This is a genomic window from Minwuia sp. IMCC3009 (assembly GCF_029909415.1).
In the GTDB taxonomy this organism is placed as follows: Bacteria; Pseudomonadota; Alphaproteobacteria; order Minwuiales; family Minwuiaceae; genus Minwuia.
Map to the genome: position 1 here is coordinate 3,649,402 of NZ_CP123781.1, position 23,475 is coordinate 3,672,876.

A 23,475-nucleotide genomic window follows, 5' to 3' on the forward strand; every position below is an offset into this window, starting at 1 on the left:
GAGATGGCAAAACTGATGGACGGCAAGGTTGCCGTCGTGACTGGCGGTGGCGGGGCCATCGGCGGTGAGATCGCGAAGCTGATGGCAGCGCATGGCGCATCCGTGATCGTGAATGATCTCGGCGGCGCGGTGTCCGGTGACGGCAATGACGAGAAGCCGGCACGCGATGTGGTCGCGGCGATCAACGACGCGGGTGGCAAGGCCATGCCGCATTTCGGTTCCGTTGCCGAGCGCAAGGATGCCGAGGACATGATCAAGACCGCCGTCGATGCCTTCGGCAAGGTCGATGTCATCGTCAACAATGCGGGCATCCTGCGCGACGTCATCTTCCACAAGATGAACGAACCCGACTGGGACATGGTGATCGCGGTGCATCTGAAGGGCAGCTTCAATGTCGCCCGTTCCGCGGCCCCCTACTTCCGTGAGCAGAGCTCGGGCTCCTACATCCACTTCACCTCGACCTCTGGCCTGATCGGCAACTTCGGGCAGGCGAACTATGCGGCCGCCAAGCTCGGCATTGCCGGACTGTCGAAGTCGATCGCACTGGACATGAACCGCTTCGGTGTCCGTTCCAACTGCATCTCGCCCTTCGCCTGGTCGCGCATGATCGGCACGATCCCTTCAGACACGCCGGAACAGCAGGCGCGCCTGGAGAAGATCAAGCGCATGACACCGGCCCAGCAGGCGCCACTGGCCGTCTATCTCGGTTCCGACCAGTCCAGCCATGTCACGGGCCAGATCTTCGGCGTGCGGGGCAACGAGATCTTCCTGTTCAGCCAGCCGCGTCCGATCCGCTCCACCCACAACAGCGAGGGCTGGACACCGGAATCGATCGCCGACCACGGCATGCCGTCGCTGGAGAAGTCGTTCTTCGACCTCGACCGCTCCGCCGACATCTTCAGCTGGGATCCGGTCTGACCGAATTCACGCGCTGCCCGGGCCGGACGGGGCCGGCTCCTCCCGGCCCGGGCATTCGATCTCAAGGGGAGGACAGCAACCAATGGCCATCAACTACGATCACCTGATGAACTATCCGATTCCGGACGGTGTCCAGGACATGAACTTCCGGGACGCCATCATCTATGCGCTCGGCATCGGCCTCAGCCAGGACCAGCTCGACAAGCGTCAGCTTCGCTATACCTACGAGGACAACCAGAAGGTCTTTCCCTCGATGGCCGTGGTGCTCGCCGGGCCGGGTTTCTGGGTGAAGAACGAAGACACCGGTGTCGACTGGGTCAAGGTCCTGCACGGGGAGCAGGGCATGGAGATCCACAAGCCGATTCCCGTCAACGGCAAGCTGACCGGCAAGTCCACGATGACGGAGATCATCGACAAGGGCGCCGGCAAGGGCGCGCTGATGTATTCGGAGCGTGTGGTCTATGACGAGTCAGGCGACAAGGTCTGCACCCTGACCTCCACCACCTTCGGCCGCGGCGACGGCGGCTTCGGCGGGCCGGAGAAGCCTGCGCCGAAGCCCCATGCGCTGCCGGACCGGGCACCGGATGGCTTTGTCGACCTGTCGACACGTCCCGAGGCCGCCCTGATCTACCGCCTCTCGGGCGACTACAATCCGCTGCACGCGGATCCCGATGTGGCCACCGCCGCCGGCTTCAAGGCGCCCATCCTGCACGGCCTGTGCAGCTTCGGCATCGCCTGCCATGCCCTGGTCAAGGCGCTCTGCGACTATGATGGCGACCGGCTGAAGAAGATGGGGCTGCGCTTCACCTCCCCCGTCTATCCGGGCGAGACCCTGCGTACCGAATACTGGCAGGACGGCAATGACATTTCCTTCCGCACCACGGTGCTGGAGCGCGATGTGGTCGTGCTGAACAACGGGTACGCGACCATCGAATGACCGCATGCCCTCACGGGTGGTGCAGATTGTGATCGGCAGGCAGCATTTCGTGACTCCGGGGAGGCACGATGCTGTCGGTCGGCACGATTCGCGGGGCAGATCCCTCTCCCCGTCATGAACTGGCACACGATTCCCGGGACCTGCCTCAAACAGGAGCGCCTTTCAGCCTCCGAGTCCCGATCCGGCACAGGGCTGATTCTGGCACAGCGATTGCTCCTCCCCTGACTGACCGCAGGCGCAGCCAGGTGCCGCGGTTCAGCAGGAAAGGGGCAGGAGAATGACATCAGGACCGCAGAACCGCCGCAACCACACCCGCATCAATCTGACGGGACGCACGATGGTGGAACTGGGTGACAAGGCCCTCCGGCTTTCCGCCACCCTGCTGGACATCAGCCTCGGGGGCGCCCGCCTGGAGATCGGCGATCTCGCCGACTTCTCGCTTCAGCAGATCGAGGTGACCTTCAACGGTCTGCGGACGATCGCGGATGTGGTCTGGTGCCGCGCCGGCGAGATCGGTCTCAGGTTCCGTGAAACGGCGACTGACACGCAGTCAGCCGTCACCTTCTTCGAGAGTGTCATCCTCTGCGAATATCGCAGTCACGCGCCTTCCGCACGCGCCTGGCAGGGTTCGGCGATTCACTGCTGAGATCGCCGGTCGGGTTCCCGTCCGCGGCAGATCGCCAGGGCTCCGGTGAAGCCCCGGAACGATACGGATCATTCCACCGTCCGACTGCGTCTAGAGCTGGCTTGATTCCGTGACGACGTAGCGGTGCACTTCGCGGCTGATGAATTCCAGCTTCGACAGCTTTTCCCGGAACGCGGCCATGTGTGGCGTCCTGAAATGCGCCGCCAGCGCCGCATCGTCCTTCCATTCCTCGAAGACCCGGAAGGTGCCTTCCTGCTCCAGGTCGGCGTAGAAGGCATAGGAGATGCAGCCGTCTTCCCTGCGGGTGGCCTGCGCCACCTCCAGGGCTGCCGCGCGGGCGGCCCCCTCGCTGGCGGCTGCGACCCGGATGACACCACTGACGACGATCATGCCGCTCTCCCCGTTGCCGATGCCCCCAATCCCGACGGATCGCGAGGGTCAGTTCTTGTAGTAGTTCTTGTACTTCCCGTAGTAGTAGCTCGCGCCGGAGTAATAGTAGCCGTAGCGGGCCTGCTTCGACATGTTGACCTGGGCCAGAACCGCGCCGGTCACCCGCACGCCGTTCTCCTTCAGCCGATCGATGCCGGAGGAAACGATTTCCCGCGGCGTGTCATCCCATTTGACGACATACAGCAGGGCATCGCTGAGCTGGCTGATGACGAGCGCATCGGATACCGCGAGTGTCGGTGCGGCGTCGAGCACGACCATGTCGTACGTCTCCCGCAACTGGCTGACCATGCGCTCGAACGCCTTCGAGGAAAGCAGATCAATGGCCTGGGCCGCTGTCTCGCGCGCCGGCAGGGCATGCAGTCCTGACGGGTGGCCGGTCTGAATGGCCTCGGCCAGTTCGCTGCGACCGGTCAGAACCTCGAGCACACTGACGGTATTGTCGAGTTTCAGCGTGTGATGCAGCGACGGGCGCCGCAGATCGCAGTCGACGATCACGACCTTCTTGCCCTGATTGGCAATGGCGTGCGCCAGCAGGACAGCGGTCGTGCTCTTGCCTTCGGAAGGCAGCGAGGACGTGACCAGAACCACCTCGGGCGGGTTGTCCACGTTCGACAGGTTCAGCGACACACGCATGCTGCGACAGGCCTCCGCCAGACCGGAGGTCGGCTTGTCGCTCACGTACTGCAGCACGTCCGAGCGGTTCTTCCGGAACCCCTTCACCAGCGGAATGGTGCCAAAGGTCACGAGGCCAAGGGCACTTTCCATCTGCTCCGGTGAACGGAAGGCATTGTCCAGTTGCTCCAGCAGCATCACGAGACCGGCGCTGACCAGCAACCCGAGCGCAATCACCAGCATCATGGAGCGCGACCGATTCGGGCTGGTCGGGCGTCCCGGCAGGTCTGCCGCCGAGATGATCCGCGCATCAGCCTGCTGGATTTCCTGCTGCTCGCTGGTTTCCTTGAAGCGCGAAAGGAAATTCGTATAGAGCACGCGCGTGGCTTCCGCTTCCCGTTCAAGCTGCCTCAGCTCGACCGAGGACTGGTCCTGGGTGAACGCCCGCTGCTCGAGCTGGCGCACACTGCGCTGCAGGGTCTGCTCCCGCGCCGTTGCCACATTCAGTTCGGTACGCAGCGACCGGACAGCCTTCTCGACCTCCCGTTCGACCGCAGCACTTGTATCGGCGATCTCGGCGCGCACGTTCAGGATTCGCGGATGCTTCTCGGCATAGCGGGTCGACAGCTCGGCCTCCTGACGTCGCAGATCGGCCAGCTTCTGGTTGAGATTCTCGATCAGAGGCGACGAAAGTGATTCGGCCGCCACCGAGGTGCCGCCGCCACTGATCTGACCCGCCACCTGATTGTAGCGCGCTTCGGCTTCCGCCCGGTTGGCGCGCGCAAGCACGAGTTCCGAATTGAGCTGCGTCAGCTGCTGCGATGTCAGCGCGGCACCCTGGCCGGTCCTGTTGCTCTGCTGGGCCTTGAAGGCCTCGACTGCCGCTTCCTTCTGCTCGACCTGGCTTCGCAGGTCTTCCAGCCGCTCGTTGAGCCAGGAAGAGGCCCGTCGCGTCGCCTCGTACTTGGCCTCAAGCTGATCGATGATGTACTGCTCGGCGATCGTGTTGGCGATCAACTGGGCCTTCCGGGGATCAGGAGACGAAAAACCGACCTGGAGAGCGAGCGTACTCGGGATCGGGCCCGCCGACATGCCACCGCGCAAGGCGCCGACAATCGACCGCATCAATGCGCGCCTCTCCGCCTCTGACAGGTCGGCGCGTTCGGCCACCGGTTCCTGTTCCCGGGGCGGACCCAGCAAGCGGTTGACCAGCGTCTGCGGCAGATAGGCCTCCAGCCCCATCAGGCGGTTGCCGCTCTGCTGCGGGCGAAGCCGATAGTTGAACTCCGGATCCGCGTCCAGCCGCAGCTTCTCGACCACACGCTCCAGCAGCTGTGTCGAACGCAGCAGCTGTATCTCGCTGCCGACCGCCGTGTTGTTGGTCGACAGACCCGATACGACACTGTCGATATCGACCACATTGGTCTGCCTGTTGTTGAGCATGATCGTCGCGCTGGTGGAATAGATCGGCGTTATGCGGGACAGCTGATACAGCCCGGCCAGAACGAACAGCAATGTCACGCCGGCAATGAGAAATTTCCGTCGCCAGATGATCGACAGGATCCGACGCACGTCGATGCTGTCGCTGATCCGTGATGCCGCCGAAGGCTCGGACCGGACGGAGGGAATATCTGTACCGAATGTCGTGTTGCTCATGCCCAACCAGATGCTAAGGAGATGGAACCGCCGAATTTTGCGCGGACCATACCCTTGGGCAGACGGTTTCACAACGTCATGCGTGATGGTGGGAATACAGGCGTGATCGCCATCAAGAAGGTCGCCGGCAATCCGGCGGCGAACGGGCATGGGTCGAGGATGCGGACACCGTGACGGTTTTTCTATCCAAAGTCCTGCAGACGCTGGTCTTTCCACTCGGCATGTCGATTGCCCTGATGGTCCTGGGACTGCTGTTTCTGCTGTTCCGGCGCACCCGTATCGGCACCACCACGATTGTCGGCGGTCTGATCGTGCTCTGGGTCGCCTCGATTTCGCCGACGGCCGCCTGGCTGACGCGCCTGCTGGAACAGGACTACCCGCCCAGATCCGTTGCGGACACACCGCGGTCGGACCTGGCGATCGTGCTCGGCGGCGCGCTCGGCGGCGCGGCACCGCCACGGGTTGCTCCCGATCTGGGCGGCGGCGTGGACAGGGTATGGTTCGCGGCACAGCTGCACCGGCAGGGCAGGGTGCCTCGCCTGCTGGTGGTCGGCGGGAATACGCCATGGACCCCGGAAGCACCCTCGGAAGCCAGATCCATCAAGGATCTGCTGGTGGCATGGGGCGTACCTGCCGGGGACATCGATATCGAGACCGGCAGCCAGAATACCTGGGAGAACGCCCTGGGCGCGCGCCGCGTGATCGGGGCCGACATATCGGGGCCCGTGCTGCTGGTCACTTCGGGAACGCACATGCGCCGGGCGCTTGCGACCTTCACCAGGGCAGGCCTGAACGTGATTCCCGCGACGGCAGAGATCAGCCTCACCGAAGGCGGGCGCTTCACGGTGCTCGACCTCATTCCCAACGCAGGCGCCCTGGGCCAGACCACACTGGCATTCAAGGAACACCTGGGGCTGCTTGTCTACCGGTTGCTTGATCGCGCCGAATGAAAGCCGCCTGCATTCAGGGGCATCGTGACGGCTGCCGCGAATACCGGCATCACTGCATGACGCAAGCTTGACGCGGGGCAGGCCTCATCTATAGACAAACCAACCGTTGAACGCGGGTTTCACAACCCGCCTGAAAGCGGCTGGAAGCGGTCTGCCGGAACGGGCGCGCCGCGTGTCTGAGGGTTTCTTTTCGGGATGTACAGATGAAGCAGCTGGAATGGTTCGTTACCGGCATCGTCATTCTGGCGCTAGCAGTTGTCGGGGTTCTTTACCTGACATCCGGTCGGAGCCCCGAACAGGCGAAGGTGGCCGAGCGGCAGTCGACGATCGCGACCGGCATTCGGGCCATGCTTGATGATCTGTCGAGTCTGCAGGTCATCACGCTGGTGCCCGGTATCCAGGTGGCTGCCAACGAATGGGACTTCCGTGGCAATGCAGCCGCGGACGGACGCACCGAACCCTTCTACGGCGTGGCGCAGCTTGTCTGTGACCGTATCCAGACAAGGGCGGATTGCTGGCGTCTGGTCCGGCTGGATCGGGACGGACGGTCGGTGATCGGGCGGGACGATGTCACCGCACTGCCGTCGGCCGCCCCTGCGGCTGATGCCCGCGCGGCGGCGGCACCAGAGGCCGGCAGCCTGCGCACCGAGACCGTACCGCGGCGTGATCCGGAGCCCACGATCGAATCCGAGACAGCCCCCCCGGCCCCGGCCGAACCGGCCACGATCTGGCGGGTGACCGGCGCGACCGTGAACGGCAGGGCAGGTCCCGGAACGTCGTTCCCGATCGTCGCGCGGCTGGGTCAGGAACACCGCCTGCTGCGGCTGGAGCTGGACGAGGGTTGGGGACACTACCAGATCCTGGAACCGGTGGCTGACGCCGGGCAGGAAATCTGGGTCTGGGCCGATCTCGTTTCCGAGGCCCAGTGAGGGGTCCACGCGGCGTTGATGTCGCGCTGCTGGTCGCGACACTTGCCTTCGTACTGCTCTCCGTTGTTCCACTCGGTGGCTACAGACCCTGGTTCTGGATCCCGCTCTCGCTCGCGGCCGCACTGATCTTCCTGTTCTCCGCGGTGTGCGACCTGACGGACCGCCGGTCGGCCATTGAGACGATGCAGCGCCTGCGCTGGCCGATCCTGCTGTTTCTGGCTGTCGTCCTCTGGGGCCTCGTGCAGTCCATGGACGGGCTGCCGTCGATGCTCTGGCATCCGGCCTATGACCGGGTCGACGCCGCGGGCCGCATCACGCTGGATCAGGACCGGAGCAGCCAGTTCGCCATGCGACTGATCTCCTATGCCATGATCTTCTGGATCGGGTGCAGGCTGGGACGGTACCAGACCCTGGCGAACACGGTCCTGCTGGCCGTCGCCCTGTTCGGTCTGGCCTACAACGCCTATGGGCTGATGGAGTTCGCGGCCGGCAGCAACGAGATATTCGGGGTGGCGCGGCGAACCCTCGAACCTGTCGCCGCAGCCACGATCGAAAGCCCGAATTCCTACGCCTTCTACGCCGGCATGTTCCTGATCTGTGGCACCTCATGGCTGTTCCGGTCCTATCTGGCCGCCGATGGCAAGACCGCAACCTTCAGCAAGCCGGTCGAGCGGACACTTCGCATCATTCTGCTGCTCTCGATTCCCGTTGCCCTGGTCAGCATCTGGTTCGCGGGTTCCCGCGCAGGCCTGGCAAACAGTCTCGCAGGCATGGCCGCCCTGCTGCTCCTGGCGTTCCTGCCCCCCCTTTTGAGGAAGGCAACGGCCCGCATCCTGCTGGTGATCGCGGTCGCGGTACCGCTGGTGCTGACCCTCGCCATTGCCCAGTTGAGCGGCACCACCGTCGGAACCGCCGGGCTGCTGGAGCGGGCGATGATGTTCAGCACCGGCATCGACATGATCCTGTCAGGCCCCCTCGCCGGTACCGGTCTCGGCACCTTCGAGATCGCGGCGGAGCCCTGGAAGTTCGAGGAGCTGTACTTCTATCGCTGGGATGCAGCCCACAACATCTTCATCGAACACATGGTGGAGATGGGGCCGGTGGTGGCGCTGATGTTCTGGATCGCGCTGGCCCTGCTCGGCTGGCGGCTGTCAGCCGGATTCATCGAACGGCGGCGCGACAATCACTATGCGGCCCTGGGCCTTGTGCTGTTCGTGATGGCGGCACTGCACGACACCATCGACTATCCGCTGCACCGGCCAGCGGTCGTCTACCTGTTTGTCCTGCTGACCGGCATCAGCTGGGCGCAGAGCTGGTCCACGGCACCCAGACGCTCGGCGGCCTGATCATCGCCCCGACACATGGGCATCCAGCGAGGCGCGGCTGTTCAGCGCCTCCGGCACGAAACCGGCAGTCATCTTGTAGCGGGCTGAGACTTCCTCAAGCTCCACCGGGCTGATGACATCGTGCACATCGCCGAATCCGTCAGGCGCACGCTCCTCGACCATCTGCATCACCTGCTCCGGTCCGTTGCCACGGTTGGCCAGCACGATGGCGGAGGTCGGGGGCCGTCGTTCGGCATCGAACAGCTGCAGCGCCTGCCCGGGCGTCTCGCTCAACGCCAGATGCCGCGCCAGCACACGGGCATCGATGATCGACTGAGACGCACCGTTGGAGCCGATGGGATACATCGGATGCGCCGCATCACCGGCCAGCACCACCCGTCCGAAGCACCAGGATGCGACCGGATCACGATCGACCATCGGGAATTCATAGATCGCCTGCGCGCGGCGGATGATGTCGGGCACCTTCAGCCAGCCGAAATCCCAGTCCAGGAAGGCGGGCAGGAAGGTGTCGATGCTGCCGGGCCGGTTCCAGTCCTCCCTCGGCCAGGGTGTATCGGTCGGATATCTGATCTCCGCGATCCAGTTGATCAGCGACCTGCCCTGATCATGCAGTTCACGGCTGACCGGATAGCAGACGAACTTCTGGTCGGCGTGTCCGGCCATCACCATGGACCGGCCCGTCAGGAACGGTTCCCCCACCGTTGTCGCGCGCCAGAGGACGCAGCCGTTCCAGATCGGATCGCCTTCATCCGGGTAGAACTGTCCCCGCACGGCGGAGTGGATCCCGTCCGCACCAATCAGGACATCCCCCCTGACCGGATCCGCCGCGCTGCCGTCACTGCGGTGGACGAAACGGGCCGTGACCCCTGAATCATCCTGATCCAGATCGACAAACGCATGATCCGTGCGGATCGCATCAGCCCCCAGCCGGTCCCGCACGGCCTGCAACAGGATCATCTGCAGGTCGCCCCTGGCCACCGAATACTGTGGCCAGTTGTAGCCTGCATCCAGGCCGCGCGGCTCCTGCCAGATCCGTTGCCCGTGCCGGTTCGCATAGATCAGTTCAGCGGTCGGGATCGCCACCCTGGCGAGTTCGTCGCCCAGCCCCAGCTCCACCAGTTCCCGCACCGCATGGGGCAGCAGGTTGATGCCGACCCCCAGCGCACGCAGTTCCGCCGCCGCCTCGTATATCATGCAGTCGATCCCCGCCCTGTGCAGACTGAGCGCCGTGGTCAGGCCGCAAATGCCTCCGCCGACGATGATCACCTTCATCACGCCCTCCCCGTACTGCCGACCCACTCGACCATTGTCAGTCGGCACCATAGACCGCATCGGCGGGAAGCCATCCCGCGCGACCATCGACGCTGATCCTGCACCAGGACGCCCGGCAGGCCTCCACCGTCACGATCACCCGCCGTTCAAGATACATCAGCACAGGGGCTGCTTCATCCGATCCGTCACGCAACGCCACCAGGTCACCGCGGACCACGGCCGTGCGCCGACCGGAGAGAAGACTGGCATGCAGCCAGCCCTCCTCTCCCCAGGGATCGCGAATCTCGCGCCAGTTCTCGTGCTCGCCCACGATCTGGACCGGCAGGTTGCGGCGCAGATAGGTCCAGCGCACCGGATACTTCTGGCCCGGCCCGGCGCGCAGGTTGGCCTTTCCGGCCTTGATGGAGACGAATCGCGGCAGGGGCAGTCCCGTCACGCTGCCTTCGGTCGCGGCGGGGCCTTCGACCGCCTGGACGGCGGCGGGCGGCGGCAGCAGCAGCAGAAGTGCGAGGCACAACAGTCTAGGCAGGTACATGACCGAAACAATCAACAGGCAACAGGCAACCGGGGCGACGAATCAACCCGCAGATACTGCCAGCCGGATCACTCCCCGTCGCGTACCCGCTTCGCGACACGACGCAGCAGCCGCCCGGCCACTTCGGCATTGGAGGCCTGTTCCCCGGCACGTTCGCGCGCGGCGTTGATGTCGGCACGCAGCAGCTCGCGTTGCCGCAGGGTTTCCTCCCCCGCCTTGCGCGCGACGGTCTTCGCCCGCGGCAGCACTTCCTGCTGTGCGACATTGACCGCACGGGCACGCAGCTCGGGATTGCTGGCGATACGCCGCGCAGCCTCCATCAGGATAGTTCGCACGATCGGCATTGTGACCTTCCTGCAATACGGTCAGGGCATGAATCATCATATGGTGACGGATTGCAATCTTGGAAGATTGCACCTCGCCGGTCCGCATGCCAGAGAGACCTGCGTGATGGCGGTTCAATCCGGCGAGACCATCGCCATATGATGCTGATGCCCGGTGCCGGAGAAGAACGAGAGTGAACGCCAAACGCCCAGGGGGAATCGTCTGTTGCTGATGTATGGAATGGTGGCACTCGGCCTTGTGCTGCTTCTTGTCGGTGGTGAGGCGCTGGTGCGTGCCGCCGTCGCGCTGGCCGACCGCCTGGGTGTCTCGCGGCTGGTGATCGGCCTGACAGTCGTTGCCTTCGGAACATCCGCGCCGGAACTTCTGGTCTGTGTTCAGGCGGCGCTGGAGGACGCGCCGGGTATCGCCATCGGCAACGTTGTCGGATCGAACATCGCCAATGTGCTGCTGGTGGTCGGATTGCCGGCCCTGATCGCGCCGTTCCTCTGCGAGCGCGGCGTGATGCGGCGGGAAGGTGTGGCCATGGTGGCCGCGTCTGCGCTGGTCATCCTGATCGCCTGGTTCGACGGCATCCGGTTCTGGCCGGGCCTGCTGCTGTTGCTGCTGCTGATCGGTTTCCTGTTCAACGCCTATCGTCAGGCCCGTCGTGACGGAAACCAGAGCCTGTCCGATGAGGTCGAGGAACTTGGTGAAGGCGTGCCGGGCAATCCCATGATCATCATCGCGCTGATGGTCGTCGGTGTCGCTGGTCTGGTCGCCGGCTCGCACCTGCTGGTGGAAGGCGCGCGCGACATTGCCCGCTCCGCTGGCGTGTCCGAGGAAGTCATCGGTGTGACGCTCGTGGCGCTGGGCACCTCGCTGCCGGAGCTGGCGACGACAACCGTTGCCGCATTCCGGCGCCACGGTGATGTCGCCATCGGCAATGTGCTCGGCTCCAACCTCTTCAACATTCTCGGCATCCTGGGCATCACCGCCATGGTCAGTCACATTCCGGTGCCGCCGCAGATGCTGGAGTTCGACCTCTGGGTGATGCTGGGCGCAGCACTGGTGCTGTTCCCGTTCGCGTTCGCACGCATACCGGTCGGACGGGTCGCCGGGGTCATTTTCCTGCTGGCCTACGCCGGCTACGTGCTGGCCCAGTTCCACGGCGTCTCCGGCATGCCGGTCAGCAAGCTCGCCGGGCTCTGACCATGCGCAGCAAGGTCCCCTCGACCGTTGGTGCATCCGCGGCCCTGATCACGGGCGGCGCAGTGCGGATCGGGCGGGCAATTGCCCTGCAGCTTGCCGCCAATGGCACGGATGTGGCCATTCACTACCGGAATTCGGCGGAAGAGGCCGAACAGACGGCGGCGGAGATCCGGGCGCACGGTGTGCATACCGTGACGGTGGCGGCAGACCTGACGGACAGTGCCGCAACAGCCGACCTGCTGCCCAGGGCCGCAACGGCGCTCGACCGGCCCATTGATCTGCTGGTCAACAACGCATCCCTGTTCGAGAACGATTCGATCCGGTCCCTGACACCGGACAGCCTGGACGCCCACCTCTCCGTCAATCTGAAGGCGCCCCTGCTGCTCGCCCAGGCGTTTGCCAGGGCGCTGCCGGAGGATCGTGGTGGCAACATCATCAACATCATCGACCAGAGGGTCTGGAAACCGACGCCCTGGTTCACGTCCTATACCGTCTCCAAGGCCGGGCTGCTGTCCCTGACGCAGACCCTGGCGATGGCACTGGCCCCAAGGATCCGCGTCAACGGGATCGGCCCCGGGCCGGTGCTGGCGAACGAGCGGCAGACGGCGGAACAGTTCGAAAGGCAGTGGCAGTCAACACTGCTGCAACGCGGTGCCGAGCCGGACGAGATCGCGGCTGCCGTGACCTTTCTGCTCGACGCGCCGGCGATGACCGGTCAGATGCTCGCGCTGGATGGTGGCCAGTTCCTGCCATGGCCGCCGCTGACCGGTGAAGTGGCCGACCTGGACGGGTGACCGAGGCCACAGGAAAGTCACAGACAAATTGATCCAATGCTGTTTTGGCGGGTTGACTCCCTCAATTCGATTTGCACAGGGATCGGGGCAGGTGCGCACAACCCCCGGAAACACAAGGAATTTCCCTTCGTATTTGCTGAAATGCAAAAAAATATCAATTAAATCAATATGTTAATTATATTGCACAAAAATTAGGCAGCGTAACGAAACCGTAATGATTACGGGCGACTAGACCTTCTCTCTCGAATTGGCCAACAAGGTTATCCACAGGACTCGTGGAGCATTTTTCCCGTCAATGGCCCTGACCTTTATGTCTGCCCGAAACGGAGGCGGTCAATTCCTGGGCAAAGACCGCGCCGTTGTGCAGATCAGGTCCCAGGCGGCATCGACGTGGCGCTGTTCGGTCCGGGTCTGACCGATCGAGATGCGGATGGCATAGCGCCCATTGACCCGGTTGGGCGTGAAATAGGCATCGCCGGAATCGTTGAGGGCGTGCAGCAGACGCTCGTTCAGGACATCGCAGGCATCATCACCGGCCCCCTCCGGGTGGAAGCGGAAGTTCAGCAGCGAGAGCACCCGCGGTGCCACCAGTTCGAAATCCGGGGTGGCATCAATCGTCCGCTCCAGCCCTTCCGCCATCGAGATATGGCTGCGCAGGATCTGCTGCAACCGCTCGACACCATAGCTGCGCAGCACGAACCAGAGTTTCAGTGCCCGGAACCGTCGCCCCAGTGGCACGCCCCAGTCCCGGTAATCGATCACCTGCCGCCCTTCCCGGCTCTGCAGGAAGGCCGCATCAATGGCGAAGGTGCGGATCAGGGCTTCCGGGTCACGGACATAGTGTGCGGCGCAATCGAAGTTGGTCAGCAGCCACTTGTGCGGATTGAAGACCAGACTGTCGACCTGGCCCTGCCCCTCCAGCATCCAGCGATGCTCCGGCAGGATCAGGGCCGAGCCCGCCCAGGCGGCATCCACGTGGAAGAAGATGTCATGGCGGGCACAGATCTCGCCAATGGTCGCCAGCGGGTCCACGGCGCCGACACCCGTCGCCCCCAGGGAGGCGACGACACAGGCGGGACGGATCCCTGCCGCGATGTCGGCCCGGATCGCGGCCTCCAGCGCCTCGGGACGCATCGCGAACCGCGCGTCGGTGGCGATCTTGCGCACGAAGCGCCGGCCATAGCCCGCGATCTTGGCACCCTTCTCCGTCGCCGTATGGGTCTGGTCGGAGCAATAGACAGCCAGCGGCGTAGTACCTGCCAGCCCGTTCTCGTTGGCATCGTCACCGGTCACCCGCTCCCGCGCGGTCAGCAGGGCGCAGAGAATCGCGCCGGAGGCCGAATCCTGGATAACCCCGTGAAACCCCTCTTCCAGCCCGATCATCTGACGCAGCCAGTCCAGCACCCGGGTTTCCATCTCCGTCGCGGCGGGGGAGGTCTGCCACAGCATGCACTGGGCACCGATGGTCGCCGTCAGCATCTCCGCAAGCACAGAGGGCGGGCTGGAATTTGCCGGAAAGTAGGCGAAGAAGCTGGGGTGCTGCCAATGGGTGATGCCAGGCATGATGTCCCGGTTGAAATCCGCCATGATCTCGCTGATGGGCTCACCATGTTCCGGCGCTGCGCGGGGCAGGGTCGCATCGACATCACCCGGGGCCGTCTGCGCGCGAACCGGCAGATTCTCCACCCGGTCCATGTAGTCGGCCATCCAGTCCACCATCTGATGGGCGTGGCTGCGGAATTCGTCTATATCCATGGCAATGTCCGGTACCGTGCTGTGATCGTCGGGGACTCAACTTGACATGCGCGCGGACGATGCGAAATAGCGTGTGCCAACCGGATGCAAGGGAGCGGGATCATGGCCGAGACAATTCACACGAAGGTTCTGATCATCGGCTCCGGCCCGGCAGGCTGTACTGCGGCCGTCTATGCCGCCCGTGCCGGGCTGGAACCGGTCATGGTGCATGGCATCCAGCCGGGGGGCCAGCTGACCATCACCACGGATGTGGAGAACTATCCCGGCTTTGCGGAAGTCATCCAGGGTCCCTGGCTGATGCAGCAGATGGAGCAGCAGGCAGCCCATGTCGGCACCCGGATCATCCATGACATCATCGCGGAAGTGGACCTGAACAGCCGTCCCTTCGTTGCCCGGGGCGACAATGGCGACACCTACATCGGCGAGACGCTGATCATCTCCACCGGCGCCTCGGCCCGCTGGCTGGGGCTGGAAAGCGAGCAGAAGTACCAGGGGTTCGGCGTTTCCGCCTGTGCCACCTGCGACGGTTTCTTCTATCGCGGCAAGGAAGTCTGCGTCGTCGGGGGCGGCAACACGGCAGCCGAGGAAGCCCTGTTCCTGACCAATTTCGCCACCAAGGTCTGGCTGGTGCATCGTCGTGATCAGCTCAAGGCGGAGAAGATCCTGCAGGACCGTGTCCTGAAACACCCGAAGATCGAGTGCGTCTGGGACCATGTGCTGGAGGAAGTGCTGGGTGAGCAGGACCCGCCGGGCGTCAGCGCCGTGCGACTGCGCCACGTCGCGACCGGAGAAATGCGCGAGATTCCCATGCATGGCGTCTTCATCGCCATTGGCCACGACCCCAATACCGGACTGTTCCGGGATCAGCTGGCAATGGATTCCGAAGGTTATCTGATCACCGCGCCGGATTCGACGGCGACCAGCATTGCCGGAGTCTTCGCCGCCGGCGACGTTCAGGACAAGACCTATCGCCAGGCCGTCACGGCCGCCGGTACGGGATGCATGGCAGCGCTGGAAGCGGAGAAGTTCATCGCCGCGAACGAGTTGGCGGAGGCCGCCGAATAGCACCGCATAGCAGCCCGACGGCGAATCTTCCTGATTTTGCTTGTCGATTCCGTCGGGAAGGATATTTTCCCCACCATGGATTGGGACAAGCTGCGCATATTTCACACGGTCGCCGAGGCCGGAAGCTTCACTCACGCAGGTGACCTGCTGAATCTCAGCCAGTCGGCTGTCAGCCGTCAGGTCAGTGCCCTGGAGGAAAGCCTGCGCACCACCCTGTTCCGCCGCCATGCCCGCGGCCTGATCCTGACGGAGCAGGGCGAACTGCTCTATCAGACCGCCCGGGACGTGTTCGCCAAGCTGGCGATGGCGGAGGCGATGCTGACCGATGCCAAGGAAAAGCCGCGCGGCGAACTGAAGGTCTCGACGACCATCGGGCTTGGTTCGACCTGGCTGACCCCGCGCATCCGCGAATTCATCGAGGCCTATCCCGATATCAACGTCAACATGGTGCTGACCGATGGCGAGGTCGACCTGACGATGCGGGAGGCGGACATCGCCATCCGGCTCTGGCCGCCGACCCAGCCCGACCTGGTGCAGCGGAAGCTGATGACGGTGAATTTCCACCTCTATGCGTCGCCGGACTATGTGAAGCGTCGGGGCATGCCGAAGTCACCGGAGGATCTCGACCGTCATTCGCTGATCGTCTACGGCGATGACACACCGAATCCGGTCCGCGCCAGCGAATGGCTGATGGAGCTTGGCGCCAATCCGGACAAGCCGCGCAATCCGGTGCTGAAGGTCAACAATATCTACGGCCTGCTGCTGGCGGTTCAGAGCGGGCTCGGTATCGGTGCCCTGCCGGACTACATCGTTCAGGGCCACACCCAGCCGGTTCGCGTGCTGGATGACGTGGCCGGGCCGAAGTTCGAAACCTACTTCGTCTATCCGGAAGAGTTGCGGAACTCCAAACGCATCACCGTTTTCCGCGATTTCCTGATCCAGAAGGTCGCAGAAACCCGTTTCTGACCATTTTGGCGGCATGGCCTATTTGCAACAACCCGCAAGTAGTATTCACGTGTGACGAGAAACCCGCGGAATACTGCGCCTCCCAAGCCATTCGCAAACTGCATGGCCCGCGTGCAGGCGCTGCCCTTTATTTCCGCAGACGGAAACCCTAAATCTCCTCCTGTCGATGTTGCAGCGCAATATCACCGGGCATTCCTGGCGCCTCCCTGTTCAGCAATGTCCGACGTCTCCCAGACGTGAAGCCTCCCTGTTTGACTCGGCGGGTCGTTCGCGACCCGCCTTTTTTTTGCGTCAGCCAAAAATGAACAGCGGCTCAGGAACTGGTGGCGAAACCGGTGCAATGACCGGAAACAGGACGGCGATCGTGTCCCCCGCGCGATTCATGTGCGGACCCCGGCCTGCCCTCTCGCGATTCATATGTGGACCCCGGCCTGCCCTCTCCCCCTCCCGACCACCCATTAGGATAGCCCCGTGGGTGGTCGGGAGGGGGAGAGGGCAGGCCGGGGCCATCAGACGACTGCAGTCTAGCGCTTCAGGCCCAGCAGTTTCCGCGCGACGACCCAGCGATGAACTTCGGACGGTCCGTCGTAGATGCGCATCAGCCGGATCTGGGCAGCCATCTGGTGCAGCGGCAGTTCTCGGGTCATTCCCATGGCACCAAAGGTCTGCATGGCATTGTCCAAGACTTCCCAGGCCATCTCCGTGGCATAGACCTTGATCATGGAGACATCGGTGCGGACATCCTGTCCCTCATCCAGCTTCCAGGCGGTCTCATAGGCCATCAGGCGACTGGCCCGGATCTTCGCGGCGGCGTCGGCAACCCACCACTGGATCGCCTGGCGCTCGGCCAGCGGGGCGCCGAAAGTCTGCCGCTGGGGGGCGAATTCGCAGATCATCTCCAGTGCGCGCTCCGCCATGCCGATGCACCATGACGCCATCTCCAGCCTGCGGGTGGACAGGCGGACCTGCATCGGCGCGAACCCCTGTCCCTCCTTCCCCAGCAGATTGGCGTGCGGCACCCGGCAATCCTCCAGCGCGATCTCGTAGGTGAAGGCCCCGCCGATCATCGGGATACGCCGCGCGATGTTGAAACCCGGCGTGCCCCGGTCAACCAGAAAGGCGGAGATGCCGCCGCGCGCGCCCTTCTCCCGGTCCGTCACGGCCATCAGGATGGTGAAATCCGCTTCCTCGGCCCGGCTGATCCAGATCTTGGAGCCGTTGATGACCCAGTCATCCCCGTCCCGCACCGCGCGCGTCCGCATGCCGGCCGGATCCGCCCCGGCACCGGGTTCCGAGATGCCGATGGCGGAGACCGTGCCGCCCTTCACATAGGGTTCCAGATAGCGCTTGCGCTGGTCCTCGTTCACCGTGGCCATCAGCATCCGCAGGTTCGGCGAGTCCGGCGGCAGCATGTAGGGGGTGACGGTGCGCCCGAGTTCGATGTTGACCCCGATCATCGCCACGGTGGGCAGGTCGACGCCGCCGACATCCTCCGGCGCGTCCAGACCCCAGAGCCCGAGTTCCCGCGAGCGGGCATCGATGCGCGCGCGCTCCTCCGACGACAGGGCCGCACCCTCGCCCCGTGCCTCCCGCGCCAGCACCTCCGGCTCCAGCGGCATGAGTTCGTCCTGCACGAACCGCTGCACCAGGTCGCGCAGCATCCGGTGCTCTTCACTCAGTTCGAAATCCATCACGTGTCCTCCCCTGCAAGCTGCTGATCCTGATGCGGTTGGCAGCGCGCAGCAAGACAGTTGGTCTCCGGGCTTGATTGGTACCGGGGTGCGCGGCACCTATGTGTCCGGGTCCCGGCACCTGCCATCATGGAAGAGGCGCACCGCAATGGCCGATCTGGAAAAGCGACCGCTCCAGTCCGTTGTCGAGATGGCAGCCGACGAAGCCGATGGCGAGAAGGTCACGGTGGCCGAACTGCTGGAGATCTTCCAGGACCGGGGCTTCGGCCCCATGCTCATCGCGCTCGGCCTGCTGGCGGCGTCTCCGCTCGGCGCCATTCCGACGGTCCCGAGCATGCTCGGCCTGGTCGTCATCCTGGTATCGGGCCAGCTTGTCATTGGCCGCAATCATCCCTGGCTGCCCGGACGACTGCGCCGCCAGGGCTTTTCCGTGCGGAAGATCGAGAGCGCCGGAAAGAGGGGCCAGGACTGGCTGCGGCGCGCCGACTGGCTGGTCCGCACCCGTCTGACCTGGGCAACCAGCACCCTTGCCAGACGGCTTGCCGCGCTGCTCTGTGTCGGTCTCGCGGGACTGATGATCCCGCTGGAGCTCGTGCCGTTCGCGGTGCTGCTGCCCGCGACCACCATCCTCATTTTCGGCATGGCCCTGACCGCCCGCGACGGGCTGTTCATGGTGATCGCCATCGCCATGACCGTCCTGACCGGCACCCTGGCCCACGGCTGGCTGTCCGACCTCGGGTAAGAGGTCGCCAGGGCCCCCGCCCTCGGTCGAAGCGGGGGCCAAGGCAGCAGGATCAGAAGATCATGCGCGCGCCGACAACCAGAAAGGCCGCACTCGCATCCTCCCCACCGGCCCGGACAAGATCAGCGCTGCCCCCGAACGTGCGCTCGTAATGGAACCCCACATAAGGTGACAGCAGCCGGTCAACGAGGTCGTAGCTCACCCGCGCACCGATCTCCAGTCGTGGCCCGAAGGCCACCCGGTTCAGGGCAGTGTCATCCGTCAGCGGAACATCCAGCTCGATGCTCGGCACGACGATGATCCGATTGGTGATCAGGCCTTCGTACTCGACCTCGAACCGCACGGAAGGATGATCGGAGACAAACAGGTCGGCATCGATCTCGAACCATTGACGGGTCAGCCCGTGAAGGCCGATCACACCATGTACCCTGTCCGGACCGCTGGCCGTATCGAACCGCACACCCGCTACCCCGTCGAAGAAATCGGAGATTGGCGTGGAAAGGCGGAACTGGTTCTCCAGCGTCTCGAAGGCCTCCTCCTCCAGCGCATATTCCCCTTCACTGCGGTAGACGAAGCGCACTTCGTCATTGCCGTAGAAGGCATCCAGATCCCAGGCGGCCACATCGGTGTCCCCACCGAACCGGTATTCCAGCTGTTCCGCCTGGATACCCCAGACGTTGGACTCAGCGGCGGCAGGTACGGCGAGAAGCAACGCCGGACACAGAAGTCCGGCAACGAGGAACAGTCGTCGCATGACCTCAGCCCCCCTGTTTCATGCTGGGTGCCGCTGCGGCGCTATCGGGTCCGCCCTCCACCACGATCTTCCGGAACATGCCGGAATCGGCGTGATAGGACAGGTGGCAGTGAAACGCCCATTCGCCCGGCGCATCCACCTCTGTCTCCATGTAGACCGTGGTGGCCGGCGCGACGCTGATCACGTGTTTCACCGGATTCCACTTGCCGCTGCCATTGTCCAGGATCGACCACATGCCATGCAGGTGCATGGGGTGGGTCATCATGGTGGTGTTGACGAACTTGAAACGCACCCGCTCCCCGTAGGTCAGGCGTATCGGGTCGGCATCGGCATACTTCACACCGTTGATCGACCAGATGTAGCGTTCCATGTTGCCGGTCAGCTCCAGTTCGATCTCGCGCGTTGCGGGCCGGTGCTCGTAGAGCGGCTTCTGCGCCTTCAGATCGGCATAGGACAGGAACCTGCCCCCGTTGGCGGCTTCGGGACGCAAGCCACTGCCCGGTGCGTAGAACGGGTCAGGACGACCCGTTTCGCCCTTCGGCATGGCGCCGTGGCCCATCGCGGCATGGTCCATCTCGCCCTTCGGCATCGAACCATGACCCATCGCGGCGTGATCCACCTCGCCCTTCGGCATCGAACCATGACCCATCGCGGCGTGATCCACCTCGCCCTTCGGCATCGAACCATGACCCATCGCGGCGTGATCCACCTCGCCCTTCGGCATCGAACCGTGACCCATCGCGGCGTGATCCACCTCGCCCTTCGGCATCGAACCGTGACCCATCGCGGCGTGATCCACCTCGCCCTTCGGCATCGAACCGTGACCCATCGCGGCGTGATCCATGGAACCATGGTCCATGCCGCCATGACCGGCCATGTCGCCCATGGTCAGCAAGGGCGGTTCACGGAGATCAGGAACTTCGGCGGCCATGCCCTCACGTGGCGCCAGCGTGCCGCGCGCAAAGGCCGTCCGCCCCATCGATTCACCATATATCGTGTAGGCGCGATCCTCCGTCGGCTGCACGATGACGTCATAGGTCTCCGCGACGGCAATGCGGAACTCGTCAACCACGACCGGCTGCACGTCATTGCCGTCGGCCTGCACGACGGTCAGCTTCAGCCCCGGAATCCGGATGTCGAAATAGGTCATCGCCGAGGAGTTGATGAAGCGCAGCCTTACCCTCTCGCCGGGCCGGAAGAGGCCGGTCCAGTTCTGCTCCGGGCCCTTGCCGTTGATCAGCGGAGTGAAACCCTGCAGGTCCTCGACATCGGTCGGCATCATGCGCATGTCACCCCAGTCGCCGCGGTCGTCCAGCGCCGCGCGGACGCCCTTCTCCTTCGCATCATCAAGGAAGTCGAACAGGGTGCGCTGCCTGCGGTTGTAGTAGTCCGGCATCATCTTCAGATTGCGCATGATCCGGTCGCCGGAGTGCGGATGCGCATCGGCAAGCTGGATCACGTATTCGCGGTCATAGCGGTACGGCTCCCGGCCCTCCGGCTCGATGATGATGGCCCCGTAGGCCCCGTCCGGCTCCTGGAACCCGGAGTGGCTGTGGAACCAGTAGGTTCCGCTCTGCACTATGGGAAACCGGTAGGTGAAGGTCTCGCCAGGTGCGATGCCGGGATAGCTGATCTTGGGAACGCCATCCTGCTGATAGGGCAGGATCAGCCCGTGCCAGTGGATCGAGGTGTCCTCGTCGAGGTTGTTGGTCACGTTGATCGTGACCTCCTCGCCCTCCCGGAACCGCAGCACGGGCCCGGGGCTGGCGCCGTTGAAGCCGACACCCGAGCGCGTGAAGGTACCGGTGTCGATCCTTACCGGATCAACGGTCAGATTGTATTCGCCGGCCATGGCACCGCCCCCGAGGGCAAGTGCCAAACCGGTTCCGAGCATTGCGGCCCGGAGCATGGTGATGCGTGACATGATGTGTTTCCTGATCTGTGTGCTGCGCGGGTTCAGTGCTTCAGCCGGATGCTTCCGACCATGCCGGTCTGGTAGTGGCCCGGCACATTGCAGGCGAACTCCAGCCTGGCGTGGTCAGGGAAGGTCCAGATGATCTCCGCGCTCTGCCCCGGTTCCAGCAGGACACTGTTCGGATCGTCATGCTTCATGCCATGGCTGCCATGGTTCATCATCGCATGGTTGATCCGGTCCGGCTCCAGCATGCCGCTCTCCATCATGCCCATCATTTCCTCCTGATGGGCCGCATGCATGGTCGCGGTACCGATGTTGAACTCGTGAACGAACTCACCTTCGTTCCTGACAGTGAAGCGCACCGTCTCGCCCTCGCGGATCTCGAGCGTTTCGGGCTCGTAGAGGTTGTCGCGCATGATGATGCCGATGGTCCGGGTGACATCCGTGGCTACACCGGGTTTCCCGATGTCCGGTCCCTTGCCGTGGCCGTGGCCGTGGCCGTCACCATGGCCACCGGCGGCAAACGCGACCGGGGCCGCCGGCAGGAGCGAGAGGGCAAGCGCGCAGGCGCGCAGTCGCGTCATTGTCGACATGGAAACTCTCCTGAAAGGTACAATTCCGGCCCCGGCGACCGGGACCGACAGAACTGGACTCAGGAGTGGTTTCGTGGCGGAGGCGGCTGATGCGCCATGGCATGGGAAGTCAGCCGCATCGGCCCTGCATCGTCGTGCAGAACGGCGACACGGGTTGCGGTCGCACCGGCAGGCACGGCCAGGCCCGGCGTGCAGACACCATGATCGCACCCCCCGTCACCGGCGCACATGTCGTAACCGGCACCGGCATCCGGCATTGCGTCCGCCACCATGACCATCCGCACGTCGTCCGTCGCCGAATGCCCGGCATGGGCCGCGGAAGCATCCGCGACGGAACCTGCCTTTCCGCCCAGACCACACATCGCCGAGGCACCCGTACCGGTACTCAGCATCATGGCGAGCACGGTGAGCACCGTCAGCATCAGTCGGAATGTCCGCAGCGGAAGCATCACCTATCATGTCGGCCCGCAGGGCACCCCTGTCAAGCGCCCGCCGCGCGAACCGATCAATCCCGCGTCATGGTCCGCCGTGCGCCGGGTGCGGGGGGTTGCTCCGGCGCGCCGGCAAAGCACTGGGCAATGGACATCCAGTCGGTGGCGTTCGGTCCGGTGACCTTCAGCCGCGTGTCGGCAATGTTGCGGACCTGGGTCACGACCTGGCAGAAGTCCTCCGCCGGGCCTTCGATCAGTTCCGTCTCCGACGGGTCGTTCCACGTCCAGACCGCGCCGGACGGGGCGGTCAGGCGGAGGTGTGGCGCAGGGCTCGGCGCTTCCAGGCCGCGGACCTTGTAGGTCCAGCCATGGGTGTTCACCCCCAGCACGGCGATCGACTTGATCCGGTCCGCGTTCTGCCGCACCACACCCAGCATGTCGTAGACTTCCTGCCCGTGCGCCCAGGTCTCCATCAGGCGCGCGGAGATGGAAGACCGCACGCTCATCGACGGTCCGGCCCAGGGGACCCGGGCTGACGGATCGGCGGCGGCAAAGCGGTCGGCCATGCCGTGATAATAGTCGCGCCAGGCCGTCGCCAGCGCCTGGCCGCCGATGCCCTTGCGCCAGTCACGTTCCAGATCGCCGACACTGCCGCCGCCATCCCTGTGCCTGATGACGTCCTGCATGAAGCTCTGGAAGCCCTCCGCATCCGTCAGCGACAGGTCGGCGGCCCAGTTCCACATGTGCAGATGTCCCAGCACGCGGTTGATGGTCCAGTCCTTGAACGCCGTCGGTTCATCGAAGGCACTGTCGGGCAGATCGCTGACCAGCTGGTACAGCGCATCACTCTCCGCGCGAAAATCCTCGGCCTGTTCCAGCATTTCGTTCCTCCCCCATCACGATTGCCTTGCGGCAGACAGCATGCCGCGATCAGCCATTTGTGCAAGCCGTCAGGGTGCAGGCCGGTCCGGCAGCCGGATTAACT

At 64.3% G+C, this 23,475-nt stretch carries 23 protein-coding genes; 11 read left to right on the top strand and 12 right to left on the bottom strand.

Translation table 11 applies throughout. From position 1 onward, the window contains the following. Window positions 1-3: 3 nt before the first annotated feature. From QGV55_RS17060 to QGV55_RS17070, 3 genes are all read left to right on the top strand, one after another. Window positions 4-918: an SDR family NAD(P)-dependent oxidoreductase gene (locus QGV55_RS17060; RefSeq protein WP_281019437.1), complete on the top strand. Its 915-nt coding sequence runs from the start codon at window positions 4-6 to the stop codon at window positions 916-918. Window positions 919-1,000: 82 nt separating this feature from the next. Then, complete coding sequence (locus QGV55_RS17065) at window positions 1,001-1,855, top strand: MaoC family dehydratase (RefSeq protein ID WP_281019436.1); 855 nt, start codon at window positions 1,001-1,003, stop codon at window positions 1,853-1,855. 277 nt (window positions 1,856-2,132) lie between these two features. Then, the gene (locus tag QGV55_RS17070; RefSeq protein WP_281019435.1) at window positions 2,133-2,501 is read left to right on the top strand and encodes a PilZ domain-containing protein; all 369 of its coding nucleotides are present in this window, start codon (window positions 2,133-2,135) and stop codon (window positions 2,499-2,501) included. Window positions 2,502-2,591: 90 nt separating this feature from the next. Here the strand turns inward: QGV55_RS17070 and QGV55_RS17075 are convergent, their stop codons facing one another. Both QGV55_RS17075 and QGV55_RS17080 read right to left on the bottom strand, forming a co-directional pair. Continuing rightward, window positions 2,592-2,891, bottom strand: coding sequence for a putative quinol monooxygenase (locus QGV55_RS17075; RefSeq protein ID WP_281019434.1), 300 nt, complete (start codon window positions 2,889-2,891; stop codon window positions 2,592-2,594). A gap of 48 nt (window positions 2,892-2,939) precedes the next feature. Beyond that, on the bottom strand, window positions 2,940-5,219 hold the full coding sequence (locus tag QGV55_RS17080) for a polysaccharide biosynthesis tyrosine autokinase (RefSeq protein ID WP_281019433.1): 2,280 nt from the start codon (window positions 5,217-5,219) through the stop codon (window positions 2,940-2,942). Window positions 5,220-5,389: 170 nt separating this feature from the next. Between QGV55_RS17080 and QGV55_RS17085 the strand changes: the two genes are divergently transcribed. The 3 genes from QGV55_RS17085 (at window position 5,390) to QGV55_RS17095 (ending at window position 8,444) form a co-directional block, all read left to right on the top strand. Beyond that, on the top strand, window positions 5,390-6,169 hold the full coding sequence (locus QGV55_RS17085; protein ID WP_281019432.1) for a YdcF family protein: 780 nt from the start codon (window positions 5,390-5,392) through the stop codon (window positions 6,167-6,169). Window positions 6,170-6,372: 203 nt separating this feature from the next. Continuing rightward, on the top strand, window positions 6,373-7,098 hold the full coding sequence (locus QGV55_RS17090) for a hypothetical protein (RefSeq protein ID WP_281019431.1): 726 nt from the start codon (window positions 6,373-6,375) through the stop codon (window positions 7,096-7,098). After that, entirely contained in the window at window positions 7,095-8,444 is a 1,350-nt protein-coding gene (locus QGV55_RS17095; RefSeq protein ID WP_281019430.1) for an O-antigen ligase family protein, read from the top strand. The genes QGV55_RS17090 and QGV55_RS17095 overlap by 4 nt, the downstream gene beginning before the upstream one ends. Here the strand turns inward: QGV55_RS17095 and QGV55_RS17100 are convergent, their stop codons facing one another. The 3 genes from QGV55_RS17100 to QGV55_RS17110 form a co-directional block, all read right to left on the bottom strand. Further along, on the bottom strand, window positions 8,445-9,716 hold the full coding sequence (locus tag QGV55_RS17100) for a flavin-dependent oxidoreductase (RefSeq protein ID WP_281019429.1): 1,272 nt from the start codon (window positions 9,714-9,716) through the stop codon (window positions 8,445-8,447). A gap of 37 nt (window positions 9,717-9,753) precedes the next feature. Next, window positions 9,754-10,233, bottom strand: coding sequence for an SH3 domain-containing protein (locus QGV55_RS17105; protein WP_281019428.1), 480 nt, complete (start codon window positions 10,231-10,233; stop codon window positions 9,754-9,756). An 86-nt stretch (window positions 10,234-10,319) separates the two neighbouring features. Beyond that, window positions 10,320-10,595 carry a hypothetical protein gene (locus QGV55_RS17110; RefSeq protein ID WP_281019427.1) on the bottom strand — a complete coding sequence of 92 codons (276 nt, stop codon included), beginning with the start codon at window positions 10,593-10,595 and terminating at the stop codon, window positions 10,320-10,322. A 211-nt stretch (window positions 10,596-10,806) separates the two neighbouring features. Between QGV55_RS17110 and QGV55_RS17115 the strand changes: the two genes are divergently transcribed. Then, window positions 10,807-11,784 carry a calcium/sodium antiporter gene (locus QGV55_RS17115; RefSeq protein WP_281019858.1) on the top strand — a complete coding sequence of 326 codons (978 nt, stop codon included), beginning with the start codon at window positions 10,807-10,809 and terminating at the stop codon, window positions 11,782-11,784. Between the two features lie 2 nt (window positions 11,785-11,786). Next, window positions 11,787-12,578, top strand: coding sequence for an SDR family oxidoreductase (locus QGV55_RS17120; RefSeq protein ID WP_281019426.1), 792 nt, complete (start codon window positions 11,787-11,789; stop codon window positions 12,576-12,578). A gap of 333 nt (window positions 12,579-12,911) precedes the next feature. On the opposite strand, the gene QGV55_RS17125 is transcribed toward QGV55_RS17120, so the two are convergent. After that, a complete protein-coding gene (locus QGV55_RS17125; RefSeq protein WP_281019425.1) occupies window positions 12,912-14,333 on the bottom strand; it encodes a pyridoxal-dependent decarboxylase in 1,422 nt (473 codons plus the stop codon). Window positions 14,334-14,435: 102 nt separating this feature from the next. On the opposite strand from QGV55_RS17125, the gene trxB reads away from it, so the two are divergent. Together trxB and QGV55_RS17135 are read left to right on the top strand one after the other, a co-directional pair. Continuing rightward, window positions 14,436-15,398, top strand: coding sequence for a thioredoxin-disulfide reductase (gene trxB / locus QGV55_RS17130; RefSeq protein WP_281019424.1), 963 nt, complete (start codon window positions 14,436-14,438; stop codon window positions 15,396-15,398). A 75-nt stretch (window positions 15,399-15,473) separates the two neighbouring features. Further along, window positions 15,474-16,364, top strand: a complete 891-nt coding sequence (locus tag QGV55_RS17135) for a LysR family transcriptional regulator (RefSeq protein ID WP_281019423.1) — start codon at window positions 15,474-15,476, stop codon at window positions 16,362-16,364. Between the two features lie 524 nt (window positions 16,365-16,888). Here QGV55_RS17135 and QGV55_RS17140 read toward each other — a convergent pair. Next, a complete protein-coding gene (locus QGV55_RS17140; protein ID WP_281019422.1) occupies window positions 16,889-18,055 on the bottom strand; it encodes an acyl-CoA dehydrogenase family protein in 1,167 nt (388 codons plus the stop codon). 148 nt (window positions 18,056-18,203) lie between these two features. Between QGV55_RS17140 and QGV55_RS17145 the strand changes: the two genes are divergently transcribed. After that, entirely contained in the window at window positions 18,204-18,797 is a 594-nt protein-coding gene (locus QGV55_RS17145; RefSeq protein ID WP_281019421.1) for an exopolysaccharide biosynthesis protein, read from the top strand. Window positions 18,798-18,849: 52 nt separating this feature from the next. On the opposite strand, the gene QGV55_RS17150 is transcribed toward QGV55_RS17145, so the two are convergent. The 5 genes from QGV55_RS17150 to QGV55_RS17170 form a co-directional block, all read right to left on the bottom strand. Further along, the gene (locus QGV55_RS17150; RefSeq protein WP_281019420.1) at window positions 18,850-19,551 is read right to left on the bottom strand and encodes a copper resistance protein B; all 702 of its coding nucleotides are present in this window, start codon (window positions 19,549-19,551) and stop codon (window positions 18,850-18,852) included. Window positions 19,552-19,555: 4 nt separating this feature from the next. Further along, on the bottom strand, window positions 19,556-21,445 hold the full coding sequence (locus QGV55_RS17155; protein WP_348637679.1) for a copper resistance system multicopper oxidase: 1,890 nt from the start codon (window positions 21,443-21,445) through the stop codon (window positions 19,556-19,558). Window positions 21,446-21,507: 62 nt separating this feature from the next. After that, the gene (locus QGV55_RS17160) at window positions 21,508-22,059 is read right to left on the bottom strand and encodes a plastocyanin/azurin family copper-binding protein (RefSeq protein ID WP_281019418.1); all 552 of its coding nucleotides are present in this window, start codon (window positions 22,057-22,059) and stop codon (window positions 21,508-21,510) included. A 59-nt stretch (window positions 22,060-22,118) separates the two neighbouring features. After that, window positions 22,119-22,481 (bottom strand): hypothetical protein, encoded by a 363-nt coding sequence (locus QGV55_RS17165; RefSeq protein WP_281019417.1) that lies wholly within the window; start codon window positions 22,479-22,481, stop codon window positions 22,119-22,121. 83 nt (window positions 22,482-22,564) lie between these two features. Beyond that, window positions 22,565-23,371, bottom strand: coding sequence for a TIGR03084 family metal-binding protein (locus QGV55_RS17170; RefSeq protein WP_281019416.1), 807 nt, complete (start codon window positions 23,369-23,371; stop codon window positions 22,565-22,567). Window positions 23,372-23,475: the final 104 nt, after the last annotated feature.